The organism is Bordetella genomosp. 13 (genome assembly GCF_007679965.1).
Taxonomy (GTDB): Bacteria; Pseudomonadota; Gammaproteobacteria; order Burkholderiales; family Burkholderiaceae_B; genus Bordetella.
Genome location: NZ_VEHL01000004.1, coordinates 320541 through 341203 on the forward strand (window position 1 = coordinate 320541; position 20663 = coordinate 341203).

Consider the following 20663-nt stretch of genomic DNA (forward strand, 5'->3'; position numbering starts at 1 on the left):
TCGCATCGGCGCGCGCAGCGGTGTTCGGGCCAGTGTTCATGCCGCGGCCTCCGCCGGGGCGTGCGTCAGGATGCGTCCCGACGAGCAGGGATGGCCATCCATGCGGTAGTCGAAGACCACGCGGCCGCGGGCGGGTTCATGGCGCAGGGTCAGCGCCACCACGTCGCCCGGCCGCACCAGACGCTGGAATTTCAGCACCTCCATGCCGTAAAAGCCCAACGAGGGGTCGAGATGACCGCGTGCATAGTCCAGCGCCCAGCCGACCTGCACGATGCCGGGCACCACGGGCGCCTGCGGAAAGTGGCCGTCGAAGCACGGCAGGTCCAATGGAATCTCCAGCGACAGGCTGCAGGCCTGCGGCGCCGCGCCGTCTGCCCGGATGTCCAGCACGTGCGGGACCTGCGGGCGCACCGCGGCTGCCTCGAAGCGATGCTGCGGCAGCTTGCCCTGCTCGTTCCAGGGCAGTTCGCGCAGGAAGCGCCAGGCGCGCGGCACCGCCAGCGGCTCGGCATGCTCGGCCAGGTACAGGCGCAGGGTGTGCGCCAAGGCCTTGCGGCCGCCGTTGCGCAGCGTGTGCACGCCCAGTCCGCTCAGCGCCACCAGGGCGGTCAGGCGTTGCCGGTGCGCGGCCAGGCCCAGCCGCGCCTCGCGCACCAGCGGGTGGCGGGCCAGCGCGTCTTCGAGCGCCGGCAGGGCGATGCGCTTTTCCTCGATCTTGACGATGCGGTCCATGCGGCCCAGCAGCTGGAAACCGGCCCCCGTCAGCCGCGCGGCGTCCGCGGTCTGCTCGCGCGCGTCGCCCAGCCACGGCGATTCCACCCACAGGGCGTTCTCGTCGTTCAGTCCGATCCTGACGGCCGGCAGCGGCTGCCAGAGGGTATCCCCCTGGCGCCAGGCCGTGGCGCCGGTCTCGGAGCTGCCGTAGATCTCGACGGGCCGGCATCGCAGGTCGCGGGCGACGCTGTCGGAGGTGTCTGCCGGCAGCGGGCCGCCCGACGAATAGATCTGCCGCAGCCGCGGCGCCAGGACCTGCCGGTCGAGGCTGTTGCCCAGGCGCTTGAGCAGGGCGGGGCTGACGATCCACACGCAGGCGTCATGCGGCAGGCTGGCGTGCTGCAGCGCCTCGGGATAGACCAGCTGGCGGCGCGCGATGGCGCGGCCGGCGCACAGCGGCCACAGCACGCGGAAGGGCAGGCCGTACATGTGCTGCGGGCTGACGCTGCCCAGCACGCAGGCGGGGCTGTCCGCCCAGTGCCATTGCTGCTCGAAGGCCTCGATCTCGGTGGCCAGCTGGCGCCAGCGCTTGGCGATGCGCTTGGGCTGGCCGCTGGACCCCGACGTGCACAGTTCGATGCCGGCGGCGTCCGGGTCCAAGGCACCGGGCGCAAGCGCCGGGGCGGCATCGTACAGGGTGTGCAGCACGCGATAGCGCGCCGCGGGCACGGGCAGGCCGGGCATGTCGCCGATCCAGCCGTCCACGTCGGCGTCCAGCGCCGCGCAGGTGGCCGGCCGGGCGTCGCCGGGCAGCACCGCGACCACACCCGCCCGCCAGCAGGCGTACAGGGCGATGGCCAGTTGCGCGGCGTCCTCGAACCACAGGCCCGCGCGGCGCATGCCGGCGGCCTGCAGCGTGCCGGCCGCGGCCAGGGCGTGCCGCACGAAGCCGTCGTGCGGCAGTGCGGGTTCGTGCGCAACGAGCCGGCCGGGATCGGCGTCGGCGTGCTCCAGCAGGCGGTGCAGGGCGATCCAGGCCACGTCAGGCCGCCTTGCGCGCCAGCGGGCGCACCAGCCATTCACCGGCCAGCAGCGCGCCGATCAGGACGTAGCTGATGCAGCCGTTGTACAGCGTCCACCAGTCCCACGAGCCCCACTCTGCCAGCGCCGCCGCCGCCAGGCCGTTGGCCGCGAAGAACAGCGTCCACACCACGGTGACGCGGCGCGTGTAGCGCACCCCGGACGGGGGGAGGTCGGGCTCGCGCAGCCGCGCCAGGCGTTCGATCACGGGCATGCCGCGCAGCAGGCTGGCGCCGAACACGGCCAGCAGCCCGGCGTTGATCAGCACGGGATACCAGCGCAGCCAGCCATCGCCCTGGGCGATGGCGAGCACGAGACAGAAGGCCAGCGCCAGGACGGGCAGCAGGCGGCCACCGGGCTGCGTCGCGGGCGCGGTCAGTGCGCGCGCCAGCCACAGGGCGGCCAGCGGCACGGCGATCCAGCGCGCGGCGCCGTGCTGCAGGCCGACGTAGACCGCGAACGGATACGCCAGCCCGAGCAACACCAGCGCGAAGGCGAACAGCCTTCGCGTCATGCGGCCTTGCCTTGCTGCTCGTAGACGGCGTCGACCACGTCCTGCACCGTGCGGACGGTGCGGAAGTGCTCGGCAGCCAGCTTGCGGCCTGTCTTGCGCTTGATGTGGTCGATCAGGTCGATGGCGTCGATGCTGTCGATTTCCAGGTCGGTATACAGGTGGGCCGCCGGCGTGATGCGCTGCGGCTCGATTTCGAACAGTTCCACCAGCGCATCGCGCAGCACGGCGAAAATCTCATCCCGAGTCTGCATGGGGTCTCCGTTACTTGGCGGTGCGTTGTGCGGTCACGAATTCGCTCAGGTTGGCGACCGTGGCGAAGTGGTGGCGCATGTTGCGGGTCTCGGCGTCGATGGAGATGCCATAGCGTTTCTGCAGCGCCAGGCCCAGCTCGAGCGCGTCCACCGAATCCAGGCCGAGGCCGTCGCCGAACAGGTTGGCGTCGCTGGCGATGTCGTCCGGGCCGATGTCCTCCAGGCCCAGGGCCTCGATGATCAGCACTTTGAGGTCATGCTCCAGTTGCTGCATGTTTCTTCAACTCCGATTCGAAATAGCGATGTAGATGCTCGTTCATCTTGCGGCCCGCGATGGGCAGCGGGTGGCGGCTGGTCCACGTGGCGGGATCGATGTCGGGACCGACCTCGAACACGTAGTGCAGGCGCTGGCGAGGAATGCGGTACCACGGCTCGCCCTTGGTCAGGCTGCGCGTGTTCATGGTGATGACCACCGGCGTGACGGCCTGCGCGCCGCGCATGGCGATGGCGCAGGCGCCGCGATGGAAGATCGGCATGCCGTCGCGCGGCGTGCGCGTGCCTTCCGGAAAGACGATCATGGTCTCGCCTTCCTGGAGGCGTTCGACCGCGGCGTCGAACATCTCGACGCTTTCGTTGTTGGTGATGTAGTTGGCGCCGCGCACCGGGCCGCGCGTGAACGGATTGGTGGCCAGCTTGTGCTTGACGATGCAGTTGGCGTCGGGCACGTGCGCCAGCAGGAACACCACGTCCAGCAGCGAGGGATGGTTGGCCACGATCATCTGGTGCGGACGGCCCAGGCGTTCGACCCCGCGGAATTCGTAGGTCAGCGTGCCGCTGCGCACCAGCAGGTGCACGAACACCCGGAACAGGTTCCGCACGGCCGCGCGCGCCTTGTCCTGCCGCCGCGCCGGGTGCCGGTACAACAGGCGCTGCAGCGGGAAGACGGTCAGGCGCAGCGTGAGCCCGCCCAGGCCGAAGGCCGCGAAGGCGAAGCCCGTGGTGAACAGGCGCAGCAGCCAGTAGTCCTGCCGCGGGGGGAGCGTGCTTGCGGGGCCGATGTCCATGCCGGGCTGGCTCATGATGCAAGCGTTCCCGGCGCGGCCGGACGGCGCCACTGCCAGGCGCGCGGGCCATGGGTGTGGCGCCATTGGCGCGAGTCCAGCAGCAGGTGGCGCAGCAGGCTCAGCGGCGACGGCCACGCCGGGGCGCCGAGGGCATCGTCCGCCGGGCTCTCGTCCAGCGCGAGGTGGAAGCCCTGTCCGGCCGTCAGGCGCAGCGCCACGGCATAGGAAAAAGGCACGTCGTCGATCCACGGGGCGTAGTCGCGCGGCGGGCGCGTCTCGGCCAGGATCACCAGCACGTCCGGATGGCCGGCATGCAGCAGCATGCAGGCTTCCGCCACGGCGCTTTCCATGCCGTCGCCCTGCGCGGACAGGGCGACGCTTTCCTGGGTTTCCTGGCGCAGGATGGACCACAGGCCCGCGATGGCGTTATGCACCGACAGGCTGAACGCGGTAGGCGACAGCGGCTCTTCGGCGGCCAGGGTGGTCAGCAGTTCGTACCCACGCGGCGTCTCTCCATGGTGCGAGGCGTAGACCACGGGCATCGGCGCGCGGCCTGCCGCCAGCGGCCAGGCGCAGCCCAGGCTGATGCGTGCCAGCGGGCTGAGGCGGCGGCGTTGCAGGGACGGCAGGAAACCGAGGTCGGGCGTCTGCCCATCGCCCAGAGGGCAGTAGGGGTGGTGCGCCCATTCCCGCCAGGCGTCGGTGGTGTCGATACCGGGCGCCCACGCTTGCCACTGCGTGATCGAGAAGCTGAACATGGGTAAAACGTGGTTAACTTGACCGTGGGTATTTATTTTTGGTTACATGTGCCATGGAGTATGACGGACTTGCCCTCTGGTGGGGCCCTCCTCGCGCAGCGCAGGATTATCGGCCAAAAATGCTGCGCCGGTGCGATATTTTCCGCGCGGATGTGCAACGGTCCCCCAAGGCAGAGGAGGAATGGCGCGTCAGCCGTGCATTAATACAACACGCATTACCGGGCGACCGGCGCGATCAGGCCGTGTGCGGCCTCAGCCACAGCGCCGGCCATGCCCTGCTGGCGGTGGCGCCGCCGGGTTGGCGGGTGGCGGTTGATTTGGAACGCATGCGTCCCAGGGATTTCCCTGGTTTGGCTGAATGGTGTTGCGACGAGGCCGAATTGGTTTTCCTGCGCACGCTGTCTTCCGATTTGCTACGGGAATGGTTTTACCGGTTCTGGACGCTGAAAGAAGCGTATGTCAAAGCGGCTGGGCTGGATTTTCCGGCGGATATGAAAAGCGTGGGCCTGGCGCAAGATGGGCAGCGGTGGGTGCTGCGCGGTCCGGAGGACGGCTTGGCCTGGCAGGCGTGCACGATGGCGGTGGGGGACCAGTGGATCGCCAGTGTGGTCTGGTGCGGGCCGGATGCGGGGTTTGAATGGCATACACCCGCCGGCGATACCTTGCCGGACGTCAGGGTGCTGTGGCGTTCTGCGGGAGGGCTGCTGCCGTCTCGGCCTCGACCTCGGCCCCCGCTGAGCGGCAGAGCGTTATGAGCCCAACCGCGGCGCGTGCGCTATTGCGGTCGCGTTGGGAAATGCGCTTGCTGTTGATCCCCGCTCATTGGAAATTACGGCTTTTCGCCGGCAGGTTGCCCAGCAATTCCGTCAGGTCGACCAGCCGTTGTGCCATCAGGTGCTGCACACCTTCGCGCGATTGCCAGGTGCCGTAGATGCCCAGCAGGGTGGCGCCCAGCAGTTCGCGGCGCTGGCGTTCGATCAGTTCGGGCCGCACCACCGCGTTGACGGGTCCGGTCTCGTCCTCGATGGTGACGAAGATGGTGCCGTTGGCCGTCTGCGGCCGCTGCCGCACGGTGACGATGCCGCAGGCGCGTGCCGTGCGTCGGTCAGGATAGGTGTTCAGCACCTCGGCGGGCTGGAAGTTGCGCGCGGCCAGTTCCTCGCGCAGCAGCGCCACCGGATGGCGGCGCAAGGTAAGCCGGGTGCTGCGGTAGTCGGCGGCCACGTCCTGGCCCTCGGAGGGCTCGGCCAGGGCCGGCATGACGGGCTCGGCCAGCGGCGCGGCGCGCAGCAGGTCGCGGCTGGGCACGGCCCCGGCAGCGGCCCAGCTGGCGTGGCGGCGGTGCCCGGCCAGCGTGCGCAGCGCGTCGGCGGCGGCCAGGGCGTCCAGGTCATGGCGATTCAACTGGGCGCGCAGGGCCAGGTCGCGCGTATCGGTGTAGGCGCTTTGGTCGCGAGTTTCGGCGATGCGTTTGGCGGCTTCTTCGCTGAGGCCTTGCACCAGGTTCAGCCCCAGTCGGACCGCCGGGCGCACCGCGCCGGGAAGGGGTTCGAGCGTGGCGTCGTAATGGCTGGCGGTGGCGTCGATGGCCAGCACCTCGACCCCATGGCGGCGGGCGTCCTGCACCAGTTGGGCGGGAGCGTAGAAGCCCATGGGCTGGGAGTTGAGCAGCGCGGCGAGGAAGGCCTCGGGCTCGTGGCATTTGACCCAGGAACTGGCATAGGCCAGCAAGGCGAAGCTGGCGGCGTGGCTTTCGGGGAAGCCGTATTCGCCGAAGCCCTGGATCTGCTTGAAGAGGGATTCGGCGAATTCAGGGGTATAGCCCTTTTTCTTCAATCCGTTGGTCAACTTTTCGCGATACTTATCCACGCTGCCTTTCTTGCGCCAAGCCGCCATTGAACGCCTCAGGCCATCGGCTTCGCCAGGTTTGAACCCGGCGGCCTTGATGGCGATCTGCATGACCTGTTCCTGGAAAATCGGTACGCCGAGCGTGCGTTCCAGCACCTCTTCGACCTCTTTGCCAGGGGAGGTGATGAGCGACTTGTCCTTGCGGCGTGCCAGGTACGGGTGCACCATGCCGCCCTGGATAGGCCCGGGCCGCACGATGGCTACCTGCACCACCAGGTCGTAGTATTCCTGCGGCCGCAAGCGAGGCAGCATGCTCATCTGTGCGCGCGATTCGATCTGGAATACACCGATGGTGTCGGCCCTGCAGATCATGTCGTAGGTGGGCTTGTCGTCCGAGGGGATGTCCTGCAGCACCATCTTGCGCCCACGCCGCAGGGAGATCAGTTTCAACGCGCGCTGCAGCATGCTGAGCATGCCCAGCGCCAGGATGTCCACCTTCAGCAGACCCATCGCGTCCAGGTCGTCCTTGTCCCATTGCACCACGCTGCGATCCGGCATGGCGGCGTTCTCGATGGGCACCAGGCGCGACAGCTTGTCGCGCGAGATGACGAAGCCACCGGGATGCTGTGACAGGTGACGGGGAAAACTCATCAGGGTCTGCGCAAGCTCGGCCCAATGTTGCGCCACGGGCGCTTGCGGATCCAGCCCGCAGGATTTCAGCGTGGCCAGCAGGGCTTCCTTGCCGTCCCACCACTGGTGCGCACCGGCCACCGCATCGATGATGACCGGATCCACACCCAGCGCCTTGCCGGTATCGCGCAGCACGCTGCGTGGGCGATAGCTGATGACCACGGCCGTCAGCGCCGCGCGATGCCGGCCGTATTTGTCGTAGATGTACTGGATGATCTCTTCGCGGCGCTGGTGTTCGAAGTCGACGTCGATGTCGGGCGGTTCGCCGCGTTCCTTGCTGATGAAGCGTTCGAACAGCAGGCTGCTGCTTTCGGGACGGACCTCGGTGATGCCCAGGCAGAAGCACACCACGGAATTGGCCGCCGAGCCGCGGCCCTGGCAAAGTATGTCGCGGCGCCTGGCTTCTTTCACGACGTCGTACACCGTCAGGAAATAGGCCTCGTACTTCATCTCGATGATCAATTCCAGTTCGTGGTTGATCTGCTCGAGGGTGGATGGTGGTATCCCCTGGGGATAGCGCCATTCCGCGCCCGCCAGGGTTTCGCGGCGCAGGTATTTCGAGGCGGTAAGACCTTTGGGAACGATTTCGTCAGGGTACTGGTACTTGAGTTCCTCCAGCGAGAACCGGCAGCGGCGCAGGATGGCCTGCGTCTGTGCCAGGGCCTCGGGCGGATAGAGTTGGGCCAGGCGCAGGCGCGTGCGCAGATGGCGCTCGGCATTGGCGGCCAGGTCGTAGCCGCATTCGGCGATCGGGCGGCCCAGGCGGATCGCCGACATGGTGTCGTGCAGCGGCTTGCGCGAGCGCAGGTGCATCTGTACATCCCCCACCGCGACCACCGGCAGACCCGTGGCGCGCGCGGCCTGGTCGACGGCCGCACGGTGCAGGTCGTCGCGGGGGCCATAAAGCAGCGTCAGGCCCAGCCAGGCGCGTCGAGGAAAGGCGCGTGCCAGCCAACGTGCCTGGGCCAGCAGGGTGTCGGGCTCGATGCCTTGGGGCGGCGCCAGGATGGCCAGGCAATCGGGCAGGTGGCGCATGGTCTTGAGGTCTTTGGTGCCCAGCAGGTATTCGCCCTTGGTGGTGCGCATGCGGCCCAGGGTGATGAACTCGGACAGATTGCCATAGCCTTCGCGGGTCTGCGCCAGCAGCACCAGCCTGATGTCGCCGGCATCGGAACCCGCCTGCAAGGTGAAGCTGGCACCGATGAGCAACTGCAAGGGCGGGGGCGGCGTGCCGGCTTCTTTGGCAGCCTCGTGGTACTTGCCGAGCTGGAGATGCGCGCGCACCACGCCCGCCAGCGAACACTCATCGGTGATGGCCAGCGCGGCATAGTTCAGTTCAATGGCCTGGTCGACCAGCTCTTCGGGTTCCGAAGCGCCTTGCAGGAACGAGAAATTGGATTGGCAGTACAGCTCTGCATACTGCGGCAGCACCGCGGGAATGGTGGGCGAGTCGTCGGACATGGCGGAACCTCAGGCATACCGCCCGTGCAAAAACCAGCGCGCATCTGCGCTGTCGCGCTCGCGAAAAAGCCAATAGCGCGCCGCACCGTCATCCTCGGCGACGAAGTAATCGCGCTGCGTGTCCCCACCGTCCCACCAGCCGGTTTCGATGCGTTCGGGACCGCGGATCATGCGCAGGGGCTGGCCGGCATACACGGGACGGTTGCGTTCGACACGCAGCAGCACGGGCGGATCGCATAGCCAGAACGGGCGCTCCAGGCGCGGCGGCAATGCGAGCGGGCGTGGCTTGCCGTCCACGGCCTGCGCTGCCATCCACCCATTGGCCTGCTCGGGCCGGTGGTCGGCCCGCGGCTGGGCGCGCAGCACCCGCTGCGCGCCCAGCCGCGCGGCCAGCAGGTCCAGCAGCCGTGCATGGTCGGCCGGCTGAGTGGCCGGATCGGGAAACAGCGTGGTGCTGGCGTCGGGGCGATCGACGGTCTGCGGCGCGTGCAGCGTGACGGCGATGACGGGGGCCTGCAATTCGAGCCGGCCCAGCCGCTCACGCAGCAGTTCGACCAGATGGCCGCCATGCCAGGCGGGCTGGGCCATGGCCAGCGGCAGTTCGGTGGGCGGCCGGGCGTGGCGGCCGCGCTCGTGCGACAGTTCCAGCGTGATGCGCTGCACCGCGCGCTGATGCGCGGCAAGCCAGCCGCACAACTGGTCGGCCAGGCGCCGCGCCACGGCCAGCAGGGCGTCGGCCTGTTCGAGGTAATCGGGCAGTTCGATGCGCTGGTGGAAGCTGGGCGGCGGCGTGATCCAGCGGTGCAGCTCGGGCGCGGCGCCATAGGCGGCATCGAGGGCCTGCAGCATCGGGCCGCAGCCGCGCCGTTGCAAGCCCGCGCGCGGCAGGCGCCGCGCCTGGCCCAACGTGTGGCAGCCCAGGTCGTGCAGCCAGTCCAGGCGTTCGCGGGCCTGCGGCAGCAAGGACAGGGACAGGGCGTCCAGCCGGCGTTCGAGGCTGGCCTGGCGCAGCGCCACGCGCAGCACCGTGCGCTGCCGGGGACGGCGCGCCAGGGATTCGCCGATGGCCTGCAGGGGCTGGCCGCGAGAGGTGTGGGTCTTGCCGCGCACCGGCCGCGGCGAGCCATCGGGCGCCAGGTCGCCGACGCGGTCGGTGGCCGCTCCGGTGACCACCTGCGCGCCATGGCGCACCGGCTGATGCGCCAGCAGCCATGCGCCCAGGGCGGTGGGCGCCAGCCCCAGCGTGGCCTGCACGCCCTGCGCCGCCAGCGTGGCGGCCACCCGGCGCGCCAGGGCGCGCGGGCCACCGAACAACTGCAGGCTGGCGCCCACGTCCAGCAGCAGCGCCGAGGTGTCGGGCACGGCCAGTTGCGGCGTGTATTGCAGCAGGGCGAAGGCCGCGCCTTGCTGCACCTGGGCCTCGGCGGCAGGCTGCCGGTCGACCTGCCCGCAGTGCGGCGCGATGGCGGCCAGGCTGGCGCGCCGCATGCCCAACTGCGCGCCGGCCCGTTGCGCAGCCGGGGTCAGCGCCGCCACGCGCGTGGCTTCGAGCACGGCGCAGCCCGCGCCGCCGTCGTCACGGAACCAGTACGGGCGTACGGCGTCCAGCGGCAGGCTGTGCAGGAACACGGCGATCCAGAGGCGCATGGGGAACGGGCAGGGCGCCCGGCTCGAAAGGAATGAAGAAAGGGGTGTCGGTGACGGGACCGCGGCGCTTGAGCACCCGCACCGACAGGCCGGCCGGCGCGCTGTCCAGTGCCAGCCGCAGCGGCGCGGGCGAGGCCTGGCGCGCCGCCGCGGCCGGCCGCAGCGCGAAGAACAGGGTGTCGCTGCCCGCGGCGGCCAGGTGCAGGCGGCGCAGGGCCTCGTGCCGGGCGCGCGGCAGCCAGCACAGCAGCGCGCCGCAGGTGCCATGGCGCAGGATCTGCTCGGCCGCCCACAAGGCGTCTTCGGGCGTGGCCGGGTCGACCCACAGCAGTTGCGCCGGGTCTAGCTGCCATTGGCTCCAGCAGGCGATGTGCGGCACGTGCGGCGGCTGCACCAGCGCGATGGCGCGCGGGCCGTCCAGCCGCGCCAGCGCGGGTTGCAGCAGGCGGACCTCGCCGATGCCGGGATGCGGTTGCAGCAGTTCGATCAGCGCGCCCAGCGGCCACCCCCCGCCCGGCAACTGGCCGGACAGGGCATCATGGCCGGTCGCCACGCAGCGCGCGGCGCCTTGCGCCAGTTGCGTGGCGCGCCAGAGGGCGGGGTGGATGTGTTCGGGGCGCATCGATCAAAAACCGTAATCACTGTACAAATATACAGTATTTTGGGCGGATGGCGTTTGCCCCGCGCGCCGGCTTCGAGCGCCATCAGCGTGGGCATGCCCCATCCTCAACCCCGCTTGCCCCATTCTGGTGCCGCCGCCCTCGCGAGCTATCGCCGCGCAGATCCTGGAAGCGGGAGACGAGAGGTTCCCTGCCTCTTGTTTCGCCAAGCTGGCACGCATCGTGCTTGAACGGATTCAAGACTGTCTCCTCGTCCAACACGTTCCGTTCGAAAGGAGTAAGCAGCATGGCCCATCATCCGGAAATGATCGTCGAACTGTCCCGTCGCGTAGAGAAGATCTCGAACGAGAAGATCTCCAACATCGTCGACATCAATCAGCAGGCCAAATACCTCTCGCTGAATGCCCGCATCGAGGCTGCCCGGTCGGGCGAGGCGGGCCGCGGTTTCGCGGTCGTGGCCAACCAGGTGCAGCAGGTGTCCGAACAGATCACGCACATCGCCGACGCGCTCAAGCTCGAGCTGGCCGGCTCCATCGCCGACCTGATCCGGCTGGGCGAGAACACATTGCAGGAGATCCGCGGCTACGAAGGCCGCCGGCTGGGCGACCTGGCGCTGAACATGGTCGAGACCATGGACCGGAACCTGTACGAGCGTTCGTGCGACGTGCGCTGGTGGGCGACGGATTCGTCGCTGGTCGAACTGCTGCAGTCGCCCACGCCGCAGGCCGTGCGCCATGCCTGCGAACGGCTGGCCGTGATCCTGGACAGCTACACCGTGTACCTGGACCTGTGGGTGGCCGATGCACAAGGACGGGTGCTGGCCACCGGGCGTCCGGACCGTTACCCGAAGGCCCTGGGGGCCAGCGTCGCGCACGAGGAATGGTTTCGACGCGGCATGGCCACCACGGACGGGGGCGACTACGCCGCCCTGGACATCCGGCCCGAGCCGCTGCTGGAGGGCGCGCAGGTGGCCGCCTACAGCACCGCGATCCGCGCCGGCGCCCGGCGCGAAGGCAAGCCGGTGGGCGTGCTGGGCATCTTCTTCGATTGGGCCCGCCAGGCCGAGACGGTGGTGCGGTCGGTGGGACTGAGCGATGAGGAGTGGTCGCGCACGCGCTGCATGCTGGTGGACAGTCGCCAGCGTGTGATCGCCGCGTCCGACGGGGCGGACCTGCGCGAACGCTATGTGCTGCTGAACACCGATGGCCAGACGCGGGGGTTCTACCCGAGCGCCGATCGGCTGGTGGGCTACGCATTGACGCCCGGCTATGAAACCTATCCGGGCCTGGGTTGGTATGGGGTCATCGAGCAGCAGCCGCGCCGCCATTTCGGATGACCCTGCGCACGGCGGCGTCTTGGCGTAGCGCTGCCGCGGCCGGCGCTAGAATGGGTTATCCGCGCCGGGTTTCCGGCGCGTTCCGTTCCAGAGGTCTTCCCGCATGCCCGCTTCCAACTCCATCGAATTCTGGCCCAACCCCGGCACCGAGGTTCGGCAATTGTTCGTGCTGCTGCACGGCGTGGGCGATACGCCCGACGGCCTGGAGTCGCTGGGGCTGGCCTTGCGCGCGGCGTTTCCCAACGCCGTGGTGCGCATCCCCGAGGGTTTCGAGGCCTTCGACGGCAGCGCCCACGGCCGCCAGTGGTTTTCGGTGCGCGGCATCACCGACGAGAACCGGGCCGAACGCGTCGCCCAGGCCATGCCGGCCCTGATCGAGTACGTCCAGACGGCCCAGCGCAGCCTGAAGCTGAAATCGTCCGACACCGCGCTTGTGGGCTTTTCGCAGGGCGCCATCATGGCGCTTGAGGCCGTGCAGGCCGAGCACCGCCTGGCCGGCCGCGTGCTGGCGTTCTCCGGCCGCTACGCGCAACTGCCCACGACCGTGCCGCCGTACACCACCATCCACCTGCTGCACGGCGCCGACGACCCCGTGATGCCCGTGACGCACGTCCACGAAGCCCAGGCCCGCCTGGCCGAGTTGAAGGGCGACTCCACCATAGACGTGGCCTCGCGCGTGGGTCACGAACTGCATCCGGCGCTGGTGCAGCGCGCCATCCACCGCCTTCAGACCTGCGTGCCGCTGCGCAGCTGGGCGGCCGCGATGCAGATGGATCCGGTGCCGCCGGAAGGCACGACGATGCATTGACGGCAGTCATTCCATGAGGGGAGGTCCGCGCGCCGATCACGCGTACGCGCCGTCCGATCCTCTGCGGGACATTCCTGTCGCAAGGGACAAATCGGCCCAATTTCAGGACAGATCGATCGTCGCTAGAGTGTTTCCAGGGATCCACCCGCTTCCAGGAAACACATGCCCGTGACGTCTTCTTCCCACCCTGGCCGCCCGCGCCGACTCAGCCTGTCGAACGACCTCGTCTTCAAGGCGTTGTTCCGCGGGCATCCCCACCTGCTGTCCGACCTGATCGATGCCGTGCGACGGCCGGACAGGCCCACCGCGGGCATCCGCATCCTGGACGGCGAGCTTGTTCCCGAAACGCCGCAAGGCAAGCTGATCTCGGTGGATGTGCGCGCGCAGGATGCCGAAGGTCGCTGCTACGTCGTCGAGATGCAGCGCTTCGCCCAACGCCATTGGCCCGCCCGCAACATCTATTACCTGGCATGCAATCTGGTTGCTCAATTGCGCAGGGGTAACGGTTATCGCGTCTTGCGGCCGGTCATCGGCATCAGTCTGCTGGGACAGAATTTGTACCCGGCGTTGTCGGATCAGACTGATTGGCGCTTCGCCATGCGAAACGACGGCTGCCCCTCCATAGAATTCACCGACAGTCTGCAATTGCACATTGTCGAACTGGACAAGGCCGAATCGCTATCCGCTTCTTCGGCCCTGCATGCGTGGGCCAGCTGCCTGCGCGATAGCCACAACGAGGCACTCATGAACCATATCACCCACCCCCCCGTACTCGAGGCGTTGCGCCTCATCGAGGAGATGTCCGACGACCCGGCGTTTCGCATGGCCGTCGTGTCGCGCGAGATGGCAGTGAGGGATTACCACTGGGGGCTCGAATGCGCGCGCGAAGATGGGCACGAAGCCGGCGTAGCGGAAGGACGCGAAAAGGGGCTTGAAGCGGGCCTCGCGGAAGGCCGTGCGAAAGGCCTGGCGGAAGGCCTGGCGGAAGGCCTTTCCAATGGCCGGATCGCCATCCTCGAACTCTTGATCGCGGACCGGTTCGGCGAGGTGCCGGCCGAGGTGCAAGCCCGCCTGCGCGCGGCGGATCCCGGCCAGGTCGAGTCGTGGGCGCTCGGTGTCCTGCACGCATCGAAGCTGGAGGACGTGTTTCGATGACGCCGCGGCGGCCTGCGGGCCGCAATGGCCGGCGAGGCGCTGCCCGGTGCGTCACCCGCCGGTCTTCTCTTCCTCCGCGTCCTGCCATCCCCCGCCCAGCGCCATGAACACCGTCACCTGGTCGCTGGCCAGTGCCGCTTGCGATGCGGCCATGGCGCTTTCCGAACTGGCCAGCGTGCGTTCGGCATCCAGCACGGTCAGGTAGTCCGTCTTGCCCGCCTGGAACAGCCGGCGCGCCTGGTCGGCCGCCGTGGCGCTCTGGTCGCGCGCGGCCCGCAGCGCGGCGTCGCGATCCAGCTGGCGCGCATACGACACCAGCGCGCTCTCGGTCTCGCGCAGCGCGTTCAGCACCGTGGCGTCGAACCTGGCCAGCGTGCCGCGCGTGGCGGCCTCGGCCTGCGCGATGCGGGCCTGCGCCGCGCCGGTATCGGGCACGGTCCACGAGATCAACGGACCGAGGCTCCAGCTGAACGTGCCGCGGTCGCCGAGCATCGACATCGGTCCGGCTGAACCGCCATTCAGGCCCAGCGAGATCTTCGGGTACAGGTCCGCCGTGGCCACGCCGATGCGGGCGGTGGCGGCGGCCAGGGCGCGTTCGGCCTGGCGCACGTCGGGCCGGCGGCGCAGCAGCGCCGCGCCATCGCCTACCGGGATGGTCTGCGCCAGCCGCGGCGGCTGCGCGCAGGACAACAGCGTCTGCGGCATGTCGCCGGGCGCGTGACCGGTCAGCGCGGCCAATTGGTACAGCGCCGTGCGCTGCCGCGCCTGGAAGGGCGGCACCTCGGCCCGCAACTGATCGAGCTGCGCACGCGAGCGCGATACGTCCAGCGCCGTGCCGCGTCCCGCGCGCTGCAGGCGCTGCACGGCATCGGCGGATTGTTGCTGGACGTCCACCGAATGCCTGGCCGAAGCCAGCTGCATGCCGGCCGAGCACATGTCGGCATAGGCTTGCGCCGTGGCGGCCACCACCGTGACCCGCGCGGCGTCGTACGCCGCCCGCGCGGCCTGCGTGTCGGCATCGGCGGCCTCGATGGCGCGGCGGATCTGGCCGAACAGGTCCAGCTGGTACGACACGCCCACCGTGCCGGAATAGCTGAAGCGATTGCGCGGCACGGCCTCCGGCTGCAGCACCGACACGCCCGAACTGTGGCCGTAGGTGGGCGATGCGTTGACGCTGACGCCGGGACGCCCCTGCGAAAGCGCCTCGTCGGACACGGCCTGGGCACGTTCCAGGTTGGCCTGCGCCTGGCGCAGGTCGGTATTGGCGGCGAGCGCCTGCCGCACCAGTGCGTCCAGTCGCGGGTCCTGGTACAGCCGCCACCAGTCGCCCGGCGGCTCGTCCTGGGCGAACAGCCGGGCATCGCCGCCCTGCGCGAAGGGCGCATTGGCGGCGGGCGTGCGCACGGCGGCCTCGTCCGGCAGCGAATAGTCGGGGCCCACGGCGGCGCAGCCGGCAAGCGCCAGGGCCAGGGTCAGGGGAAGCAGCAAACGGCGGGTCGTCATGGCAGTACGGCGGTCATCGATCACGAACGCGCGGGCGCCGGATTGCCCGCGGCGGCGGGCTCGGCGCCGTCGATCGACACGGTGGCGGTCTGGCCGGCCACCAGGCGCACGCCTTCGGGCACGCTGTCGATCTTCACGCGGACAGGAATACGCTGCGCCAGGCGCACCCAGTTGAAAGTGGGATTCACGTTGGGCAGCAGGTTGGCGCTGGTGCTGCGGTCGCGGTCGGCGATGCCCATGGCGATGCTTTCCACGTGGCCGGCGATGCGGCGCTCCTCGCCCATCAGCAGCACGCTGACCGCGTCGCCCTCGTGGATGCGCGGCAGCTTGGTTTCCTCGAAATAGCCTTCGACGTAGAACGAGTTGGCGTCGACCAGCGCCATCACGCCGCGGCCCGCGGTGGCGTACGAGCCCACGCGCAGGTCCAGGTTGGTGATGCGGCCGTCGGTGGCGGCCAGCACGCGGCTGCGCTCCAGGTTCAGGCGGGCGATGTCCAGCTGCACCTCGGCCTGGGCCAGGTCGGCTTCGCTCTGCTGCAGCTTGGTCTGGCTCTGCTCGACCAATTCGGCCGCCACCAGCTGGCCCAGCGCGCGGTTGCGCTTCACGTCGCGCTGCGCCTGCGTCTGCGCCACCTTGCGGGCCGCCACGGCTGCGCGGGCCTGGTCATAGGCCAGCTGGAAACGCGCGCGGTCGATCTCGAACAGCACGTCGCCCTTGCGCACGTCCTGGTTGTCGGAGATGGGCACGGCGGTAACCAGGCCGGACACGTCCGGCGCCACCTGCACCACATAGGCCTTGACGCGGCCGTCGCGCGTCCAGGGCTCGATCTCGTAATGGGCCCAGAGCTGCCAGCCCGCATAGGCGGCGGCGGCCACGACCGCCACCGTGACGGCGAAGCGGCCCAGGGCGGCGGGGCGAAGCATATCGAAAAGTTTGCGACTCATGATGCTATCTCTGCAGAAAATAGGGGGCCGCCAGCGACGTGAAATACAGCAGCACGACGAACAGCGCCAGGTCGAACAGGGCGGGGTGCCACACCAGGCGGTAGAACCCGGCGCGAGCCAGCACGCGCCGCAGCGCCCAGTTGGCGGCCCAGGCGATCACGCCCAATACCAGCAGCCAGGGAAAGTAGATGCCGTAGAAACTGAATTCGCCGATCATGGCGTGGACTCCGAGGCGGAAGCGACGCGCGGCGCGGCATAGCCGTCGGCCTGCGGATACAGCGCGCGGCGGATGCCGACCAGCGCCACCGCGGCGCGGTTGCGGGCAGGGTCGGCCGCGCCCAGGGCGGTGACGCCGGCCAGGGCGCGGTCGATGGATTCGAGCAATTGCGGATCTTCGCGGCGGCCCGAGGACCGCCGGCCGAAGAAGACGGCCAGGCCGCGCAGCACGCGCTGGATGGCCGCGTCGGCCACGGGCAGATGCAGGCGCGCGCGCTGCAGCTCGACGATGTCCTTGCCCACGCGCAGGTCCTTCAGCGCATCGGCGGCCAACAGGTCGTCGCGCCGCGTGGCCATCGCCAGGCGCGGCTGCAGCAGGCCGACGCGGTCCAGGATGCGCGACGCATACGCATAGGCCTCGCTGCTGGAGCGCGCCTTGGACGAACCCGCCAGTTCGGCCAGTTCGTCCCAATTGGCCGACTGGATGCGGCGCGCGCTCCAGTCGGCGCTGGCCGTGCGGAAGATGGCGGCCACGATGGCCGCGGTGGCCACGCCCAGGATCTGCGCCACCGTGGAGTCCAGGAACGAAACCAGGTCAGCCGTGTTGGTGTCGTGCAGCGCCAGGGTGCCGGTGACGCCGAACAGCAGCGCCATGCCCGGCAGCGTGTACTGGGGCTGGGAGATCAGCGTGCCCAGGACGAAGGCCACCGGAAACAGCGTGAGCGCCAGCATCTCGAACGAATGCACCGCCGGCATCACCCCTAGCAGGTACAGCGCCGACAGCGGAATGGAATACACCGTGAACTTCAGGAACTGCATGATGCCCGGCACGGGGTTGTCCTGCGAGGCGAAGAAGCAGCTGAACACCACGGCCATCATCGCGGCGACCGAGCCGTTGGTCCATGCCGTGCCGATCCAGAAGGCGCAGCAAACCGCGATGGCCACGCCCACCGACAGCGCCGACCACAGCGCGATGCCGCGGTCGCGGTGCAGCACCGGGCCGCGGGTCAGCGGACGCATGCGCAATATCGAACGCGGCGAGCCGCGCAGGCCGTCGTTGATGTCGCGGCGCAGCAGCAGGCAGGCCTCGAAGGCGTCGATCAGTTCGCCCACGCGGGTCAGCAGGCTGATGCGCAGCAGCGTATGCCAGTCGGGCGCGTCGGACAGCGGCGGGATGAGGGCGGCCAGGTCGCGGCGCAGTTCGGCGGCGCGCGCGGTGGTGGCCTCCTTGCCCTGGCCCACCCATTGCGAGACCTGTTCCAGCAGCTCGGCCGTGTCGGGCGGCAGTGGCTGGCCGGCCTCCTTCAAGGCCTGCAGGCGGTCTTCGACGGCGGACACCGACGGCGTGAGGGCGGCCAGGCGGTCCTGCATGACGCGCAGCGCGTTGGCCGTCCAGCGGATGTTGCCGGTGTCGAACGGCACGTGCGACGACATCAGGCGCAGCTGCGTCAGGTCATTGGCCAGCTGGCGGCGGTCGTTGTCCTGCCGGGCCGAATCGCCGTGCAGCACCGCGCGCACCCAGTCGCGCGCATCGCGCAGCGTGGCGTCGAGCCGGCCGATGATGGCGCGGCCTATACCTTGCGGCAGGATAAGGCTGTGGGCCAGCGAGGCGCACAGGATGCCCAGGATGATTTCCTCGACGCGGGCCAGGCCGGTGTCGAACACGTTGACGGGGTCGGTCACGCTGGGAAAGCCGATCAGCGCGGCGGTGTAGCCCGCCAGCATGAACATGTACGAGCGCGGCGTGCGGTCCAGCACGGAGATGTACAGGCAGGCACCCACCCACAGCGCCATGGCCAGGCTCATCAGCACCGGATAGTTGGCCAGGCGCGGCACGGTGTAAACCACCATGGCCGAGCCGAAAAAGGTGCCTCCCAGCCGGTACAGGGCCTTCGACCGCACCGCGCCCGCCCACGGCTGCGACACGACGTAGGCCGTGGTGACCGACCAGAACGGGCGGGGCAGGCCGATCGAGTACGACAGGTACAGCGCCAGCATGGCGCCGATGTAGCACTTGATCGAGAAGAGGCTGTCGTTCAGCGTGGGCAGGATGCGGTTCATGGCTGGCCGTCCCGTTGTCTGTCGGGGGCTTCGACGGCCGGCGGGGGCGGCAGGTCTTCCGGCATGGGCAGGCCCTGCGACAGCGCGTACGTAAGCTTCTCGAACACCCGCAGGCAGGCGGCGACGTCGTCGGCGTCGATGCCGGAGAACAGTTCGCGGCGGATGCGGGTCAACACGTCTTCCAGCTTGGCGCGCAGGGCTTGGCCGCTGTCGGTGAGATGCAGCGTGCGGGCGCGCCGGTCATTGGGATCTTCGCGGCGTTCGATCAGGCCGGCGCTGACCAGATGGTCCAGCAGCCGCACCAGCGACGGGCCCTCGATGCCCAGGGCCTCGGCCAGCGCGCCCTGTCGCACGCCGTCGCCCAGCCGGCCGGCCAGGATGACGGGCCAGGCCGTGGCCTGGGACAGGCCGTAGCCGGCCAGCACCTTGTCGGCCGCGCTGCGATAGGCACGCGCCAGCACGGGCAGGGCGGCCGAAACGGACATGAGTTGGCTGTCGGTGGGCGTTTTCATATGTTTGATTGTAGCCTATTTATTAGGAAGCTAACATTTAAACAAGCTAACAAATGGATAGTGCCCACACGGTGCCGCTCGCATGCTGCGTCGCAGCATCGTGGGATGCGCGCGGGGCACCGATAAGGGGGTGTTGTGCAAACGCACGGCGTAAAAATTGACAAACAATTACAATCTCGACTCAACGAGGGATGCTCGTCCGGTTTCCTGGCAACCCGGCATCCGAATCGAACAGGTGTAGTTGGTGCAAAATCACGCAGAGTACTCATTGCCGCGCGGCCGGTTGGCGAGGTGGCTGACCGCGCCCGGCCAGGCCACGCCGCACGAGATCCGCGTGGCGCTGGTGGGTACGCTGTTCGGCACGCTGCCCATCTTCTTCGGCGGCGTGTTCAACACCGTCGCGGTGGCGGGCGTGCTGTTCTACCGCCATCCGACGCTGCCGTTCCGCCTCTGGCTCATCGCCGAGATCATCGTCTGCCTGATCCGCTGGTGCGTGCTGGTGGTCTCGCGGCGCCGCGCCGAGCAGGGCAGGCCGACTCCCACCGACCTGTACATCCTGCTGGCCCCCGTGTGGGGCGCCACGGTGGGCTATGGCGCCTTCGTCAGCGCGGTCAGCGGCGACTGGGTCGCCTCCACGCTGTCCTTCCTGTCGGCCGCCGCCATGGTCGGCGGCATCTGCTTCCGCAACTTCGCGGCGCCGCGCCTGGTCGTGGTGATGATCGTGTTCTCGCTGGGGCCCTGCTGCCTGGGCGCGCTGCTGGCGGGCGAGCCGGTGCTGCTGCTGACCTTGCTGCAGGTGCCGTTCTACCTGTTCGCCATGGGGGCGGCGGCGCGCCGCCTGAACGGCATGCTGATCACCACCATGACGGCCGAGCGCGAGCACAGCCATCGCGCGCGCCATGATGCGCTCACCGGCGCGCTCAACCGCGAGGGCCTGTCCAAGGCGCTGGAGCAGCGCGGCGCCGAGCCCGGCAAGAAGGACATGACGCTGCTGTTCCTGGACCTGGACGGCTTCAAGCCCGTCAACGACGCTTACGGCCACGAGGCCGGCGACATGCTGCTGATGCAGGTGGCGCTGCGCCTGCGCGCCCTGGCCAGTCCGCAGGCGCTGGTGGCACGCATGGGCGGCGACGAGTTCGTGGTGGTCGACGAGGTGTGGGAAGGCCAGGCGCAGCAGGATCTTGCCGCCGCCATCGCCGAATCCATCCGCCATCCGTTCAGCCTGTCGCATGGCGTGGTGGCCTCGGTGGGCGTCAGCATCGGCAGCGCCAGCGTGAAATGGGACGGCACCGACATCGACACGGCGCTGCGGCTGGCCGACACGGCCATGTACGAGGCCAAGCGCACCAAGAAGACCGAGCCCGCCATGGATGCCGGCGCGGATGCGCCCGTGGCGGCCGAACGGGGTCGCCGCACGTCCTGACCGCCGGAATCCGGCCGGGGAGGCTGCGGCGTCCCGGCGCGACGCGGCCCTGCAGAAT

19 protein-coding genes are annotated in these 20663 nt (G+C 69.2%); 5 read left to right on the forward strand and 14 right to left on the reverse strand.

The window, feature by feature from the left end:
* Window positions 1-36 precede the first annotated feature (36 nt).
* The 6 genes from FS845_RS12670 to FS845_RS12695 are packed head-to-tail and all read right to left on the reverse strand — an operon-like array spanning window position 37 to window position 4381.
* On the reverse strand, window positions 37-1755 hold the full coding sequence (locus FS845_RS12670) for an AMP-binding protein (protein ID WP_144635369.1): 1719 nt from the start codon (window positions 1753-1755) through the stop codon (window positions 37-39).
* A gap of 1 nt (window position 1756) precedes the next feature.
* Window positions 1757-2308 carry a hypothetical protein gene (locus FS845_RS12675; protein WP_144635372.1) on the reverse strand — a complete coding sequence of 184 codons (552 nt, stop codon included), beginning with the start codon at window positions 2306-2308 and terminating at the stop codon, window positions 1757-1759.
* The gene (locus FS845_RS12680; protein WP_144635375.1) at window positions 2305-2559 is read right to left on the reverse strand and encodes an acyl carrier protein; all 255 of its coding nucleotides are present in this window, start codon (window positions 2557-2559) and stop codon (window positions 2305-2307) included. The genes FS845_RS12675 and FS845_RS12680 overlap by 4 nt, the downstream gene beginning before the upstream one ends.
* A gap of 10 nt (window positions 2560-2569) precedes the next feature.
* A complete protein-coding gene (locus FS845_RS12685) occupies window positions 2570-2833 on the reverse strand; it encodes a phosphopantetheine-binding protein (RefSeq protein WP_144635378.1) in 264 nt (87 codons plus the stop codon).
* Entirely contained in the window at window positions 2814-3638 is an 825-nt protein-coding gene (locus FS845_RS12690; protein WP_260986266.1) for a lysophospholipid acyltransferase family protein, read from the reverse strand. The genes FS845_RS12685 and FS845_RS12690 overlap by 20 nt, the downstream gene beginning before the upstream one ends.
* Complete coding sequence (locus tag FS845_RS12695; RefSeq protein WP_144635381.1) at window positions 3635-4381, reverse strand: beta-ketoacyl synthase chain length factor; 747 nt, start codon at window positions 4379-4381, stop codon at window positions 3635-3637. The genes FS845_RS12690 and FS845_RS12695 overlap by 4 nt, the downstream gene beginning before the upstream one ends.
* A 119-nt stretch (window positions 4382-4500) precedes the next feature.
* Here FS845_RS12695 and FS845_RS12700 point away from each other — a divergent pair, with 119 nt between their 5' ends.
* Window positions 4501-5136 (forward strand): 4'-phosphopantetheinyl transferase family protein, encoded by a 636-nt coding sequence (locus tag FS845_RS12700; RefSeq protein WP_186332262.1) that lies wholly within the window; start codon window positions 4501-4503, stop codon window positions 5134-5136.
* 64 nt (window positions 5137-5200) lie between these two features.
* On the opposite strand, the gene FS845_RS12705 is transcribed toward FS845_RS12700, so the two are convergent.
* The 3 genes from FS845_RS12705 to imuA are packed head-to-tail and all read right to left on the reverse strand — an operon-like array spanning window position 5201 to window position 10649.
* On the reverse strand, window positions 5201-8380 hold the full coding sequence (locus FS845_RS12705; RefSeq protein WP_144635387.1) for an error-prone DNA polymerase: 3180 nt from the start codon (window positions 8378-8380) through the stop codon (window positions 5201-5203).
* Between the two features lie 9 nt (window positions 8381-8389).
* On the reverse strand, window positions 8390-10027 hold the full coding sequence (locus FS845_RS12710) for a Y-family DNA polymerase (protein ID WP_186332263.1): 1638 nt from the start codon (window positions 10025-10027) through the stop codon (window positions 8390-8392).
* Window positions 9957-10649, reverse strand: coding sequence for a translesion DNA synthesis-associated protein ImuA (gene imuA, locus FS845_RS12715; RefSeq protein WP_144635393.1), 693 nt, complete (start codon window positions 10647-10649; stop codon window positions 9957-9959). The genes FS845_RS12710 and imuA overlap by 71 nt, the downstream gene beginning before the upstream one ends.
* 47 nt (window positions 10650-10696) lie before the next feature.
* On the opposite strand from imuA, the gene FS845_RS12720 reads away from it, so the two are divergent.
* The 3 genes from FS845_RS12720 to FS845_RS12730 all read left to right on the forward strand — a co-directional run bounded on the left by FS845_RS12720 (window position 10697) and on the right by FS845_RS12730 (window position 13946).
* A complete protein-coding gene (locus FS845_RS12720) occupies window positions 10697-11983 on the forward strand; it encodes a methyl-accepting chemotaxis protein (protein WP_409929289.1) in 1287 nt (428 codons plus the stop codon).
* 103 nt (window positions 11984-12086) lie between these two features.
* Entirely contained in the window at window positions 12087-12791 is a 705-nt protein-coding gene (ypfH, locus tag FS845_RS12725) for an esterase (protein WP_144635399.1), read from the forward strand.
* A gap of 168 nt (window positions 12792-12959) precedes the next feature.
* Complete coding sequence (locus FS845_RS12730) at window positions 12960-13946, forward strand: Rpn family recombination-promoting nuclease/putative transposase (protein ID WP_186332264.1); 987 nt, start codon at window positions 12960-12962, stop codon at window positions 13944-13946.
* Window positions 13947-13997: 51 nt separating this feature from the next.
* Here the strand turns inward: FS845_RS12730 and FS845_RS12735 are convergent, their stop codons facing one another.
* The 5 genes from FS845_RS12735 to FS845_RS12755 are packed head-to-tail and all read right to left on the reverse strand — an operon-like array spanning window position 13998 to window position 19182.
* Window positions 13998-15449, reverse strand: a complete 1452-nt coding sequence (locus FS845_RS12735) for an efflux transporter outer membrane subunit (protein WP_144635405.1) — start codon at window positions 15447-15449, stop codon at window positions 13998-14000.
* Between the two features lie 20 nt (window positions 15450-15469).
* Window positions 15470-16393, reverse strand: a complete 924-nt coding sequence (locus FS845_RS12740; RefSeq protein WP_186332265.1) for an HlyD family secretion protein — start codon at window positions 16391-16393, stop codon at window positions 15470-15472.
* A gap of 4 nt (window positions 16394-16397) precedes the next feature.
* On the reverse strand, window positions 16398-16610 hold the full coding sequence (locus FS845_RS12745) for a DUF1656 domain-containing protein (RefSeq protein WP_144635408.1): 213 nt from the start codon (window positions 16608-16610) through the stop codon (window positions 16398-16400).
* A complete protein-coding gene (locus FS845_RS12750) occupies window positions 16607-18670 on the reverse strand; it encodes an FUSC family protein (RefSeq protein WP_144635411.1) in 2064 nt (687 codons plus the stop codon). Before FS845_RS12750 ends, FS845_RS12745 begins: the two co-directional genes overlap by 4 nt.
* Window positions 18667-19182, reverse strand: a complete 516-nt coding sequence (locus FS845_RS12755) for a MarR family winged helix-turn-helix transcriptional regulator (protein ID WP_144635414.1) — start codon at window positions 19180-19182, stop codon at window positions 18667-18669. Before FS845_RS12755 ends, FS845_RS12750 begins: the two co-directional genes overlap by 4 nt.
* Window positions 19183-19426: 244 nt before the next feature.
* On the opposite strand from FS845_RS12755, the gene FS845_RS12760 reads away from it, so the two are divergent.
* Window positions 19427-20605, forward strand: a complete 1179-nt coding sequence (locus FS845_RS12760) for a sensor domain-containing diguanylate cyclase (protein ID WP_144635417.1) — start codon at window positions 19427-19429, stop codon at window positions 20603-20605.
* The last annotated feature ends 58 nt before the right edge of the window (window positions 20606-20663 follow it).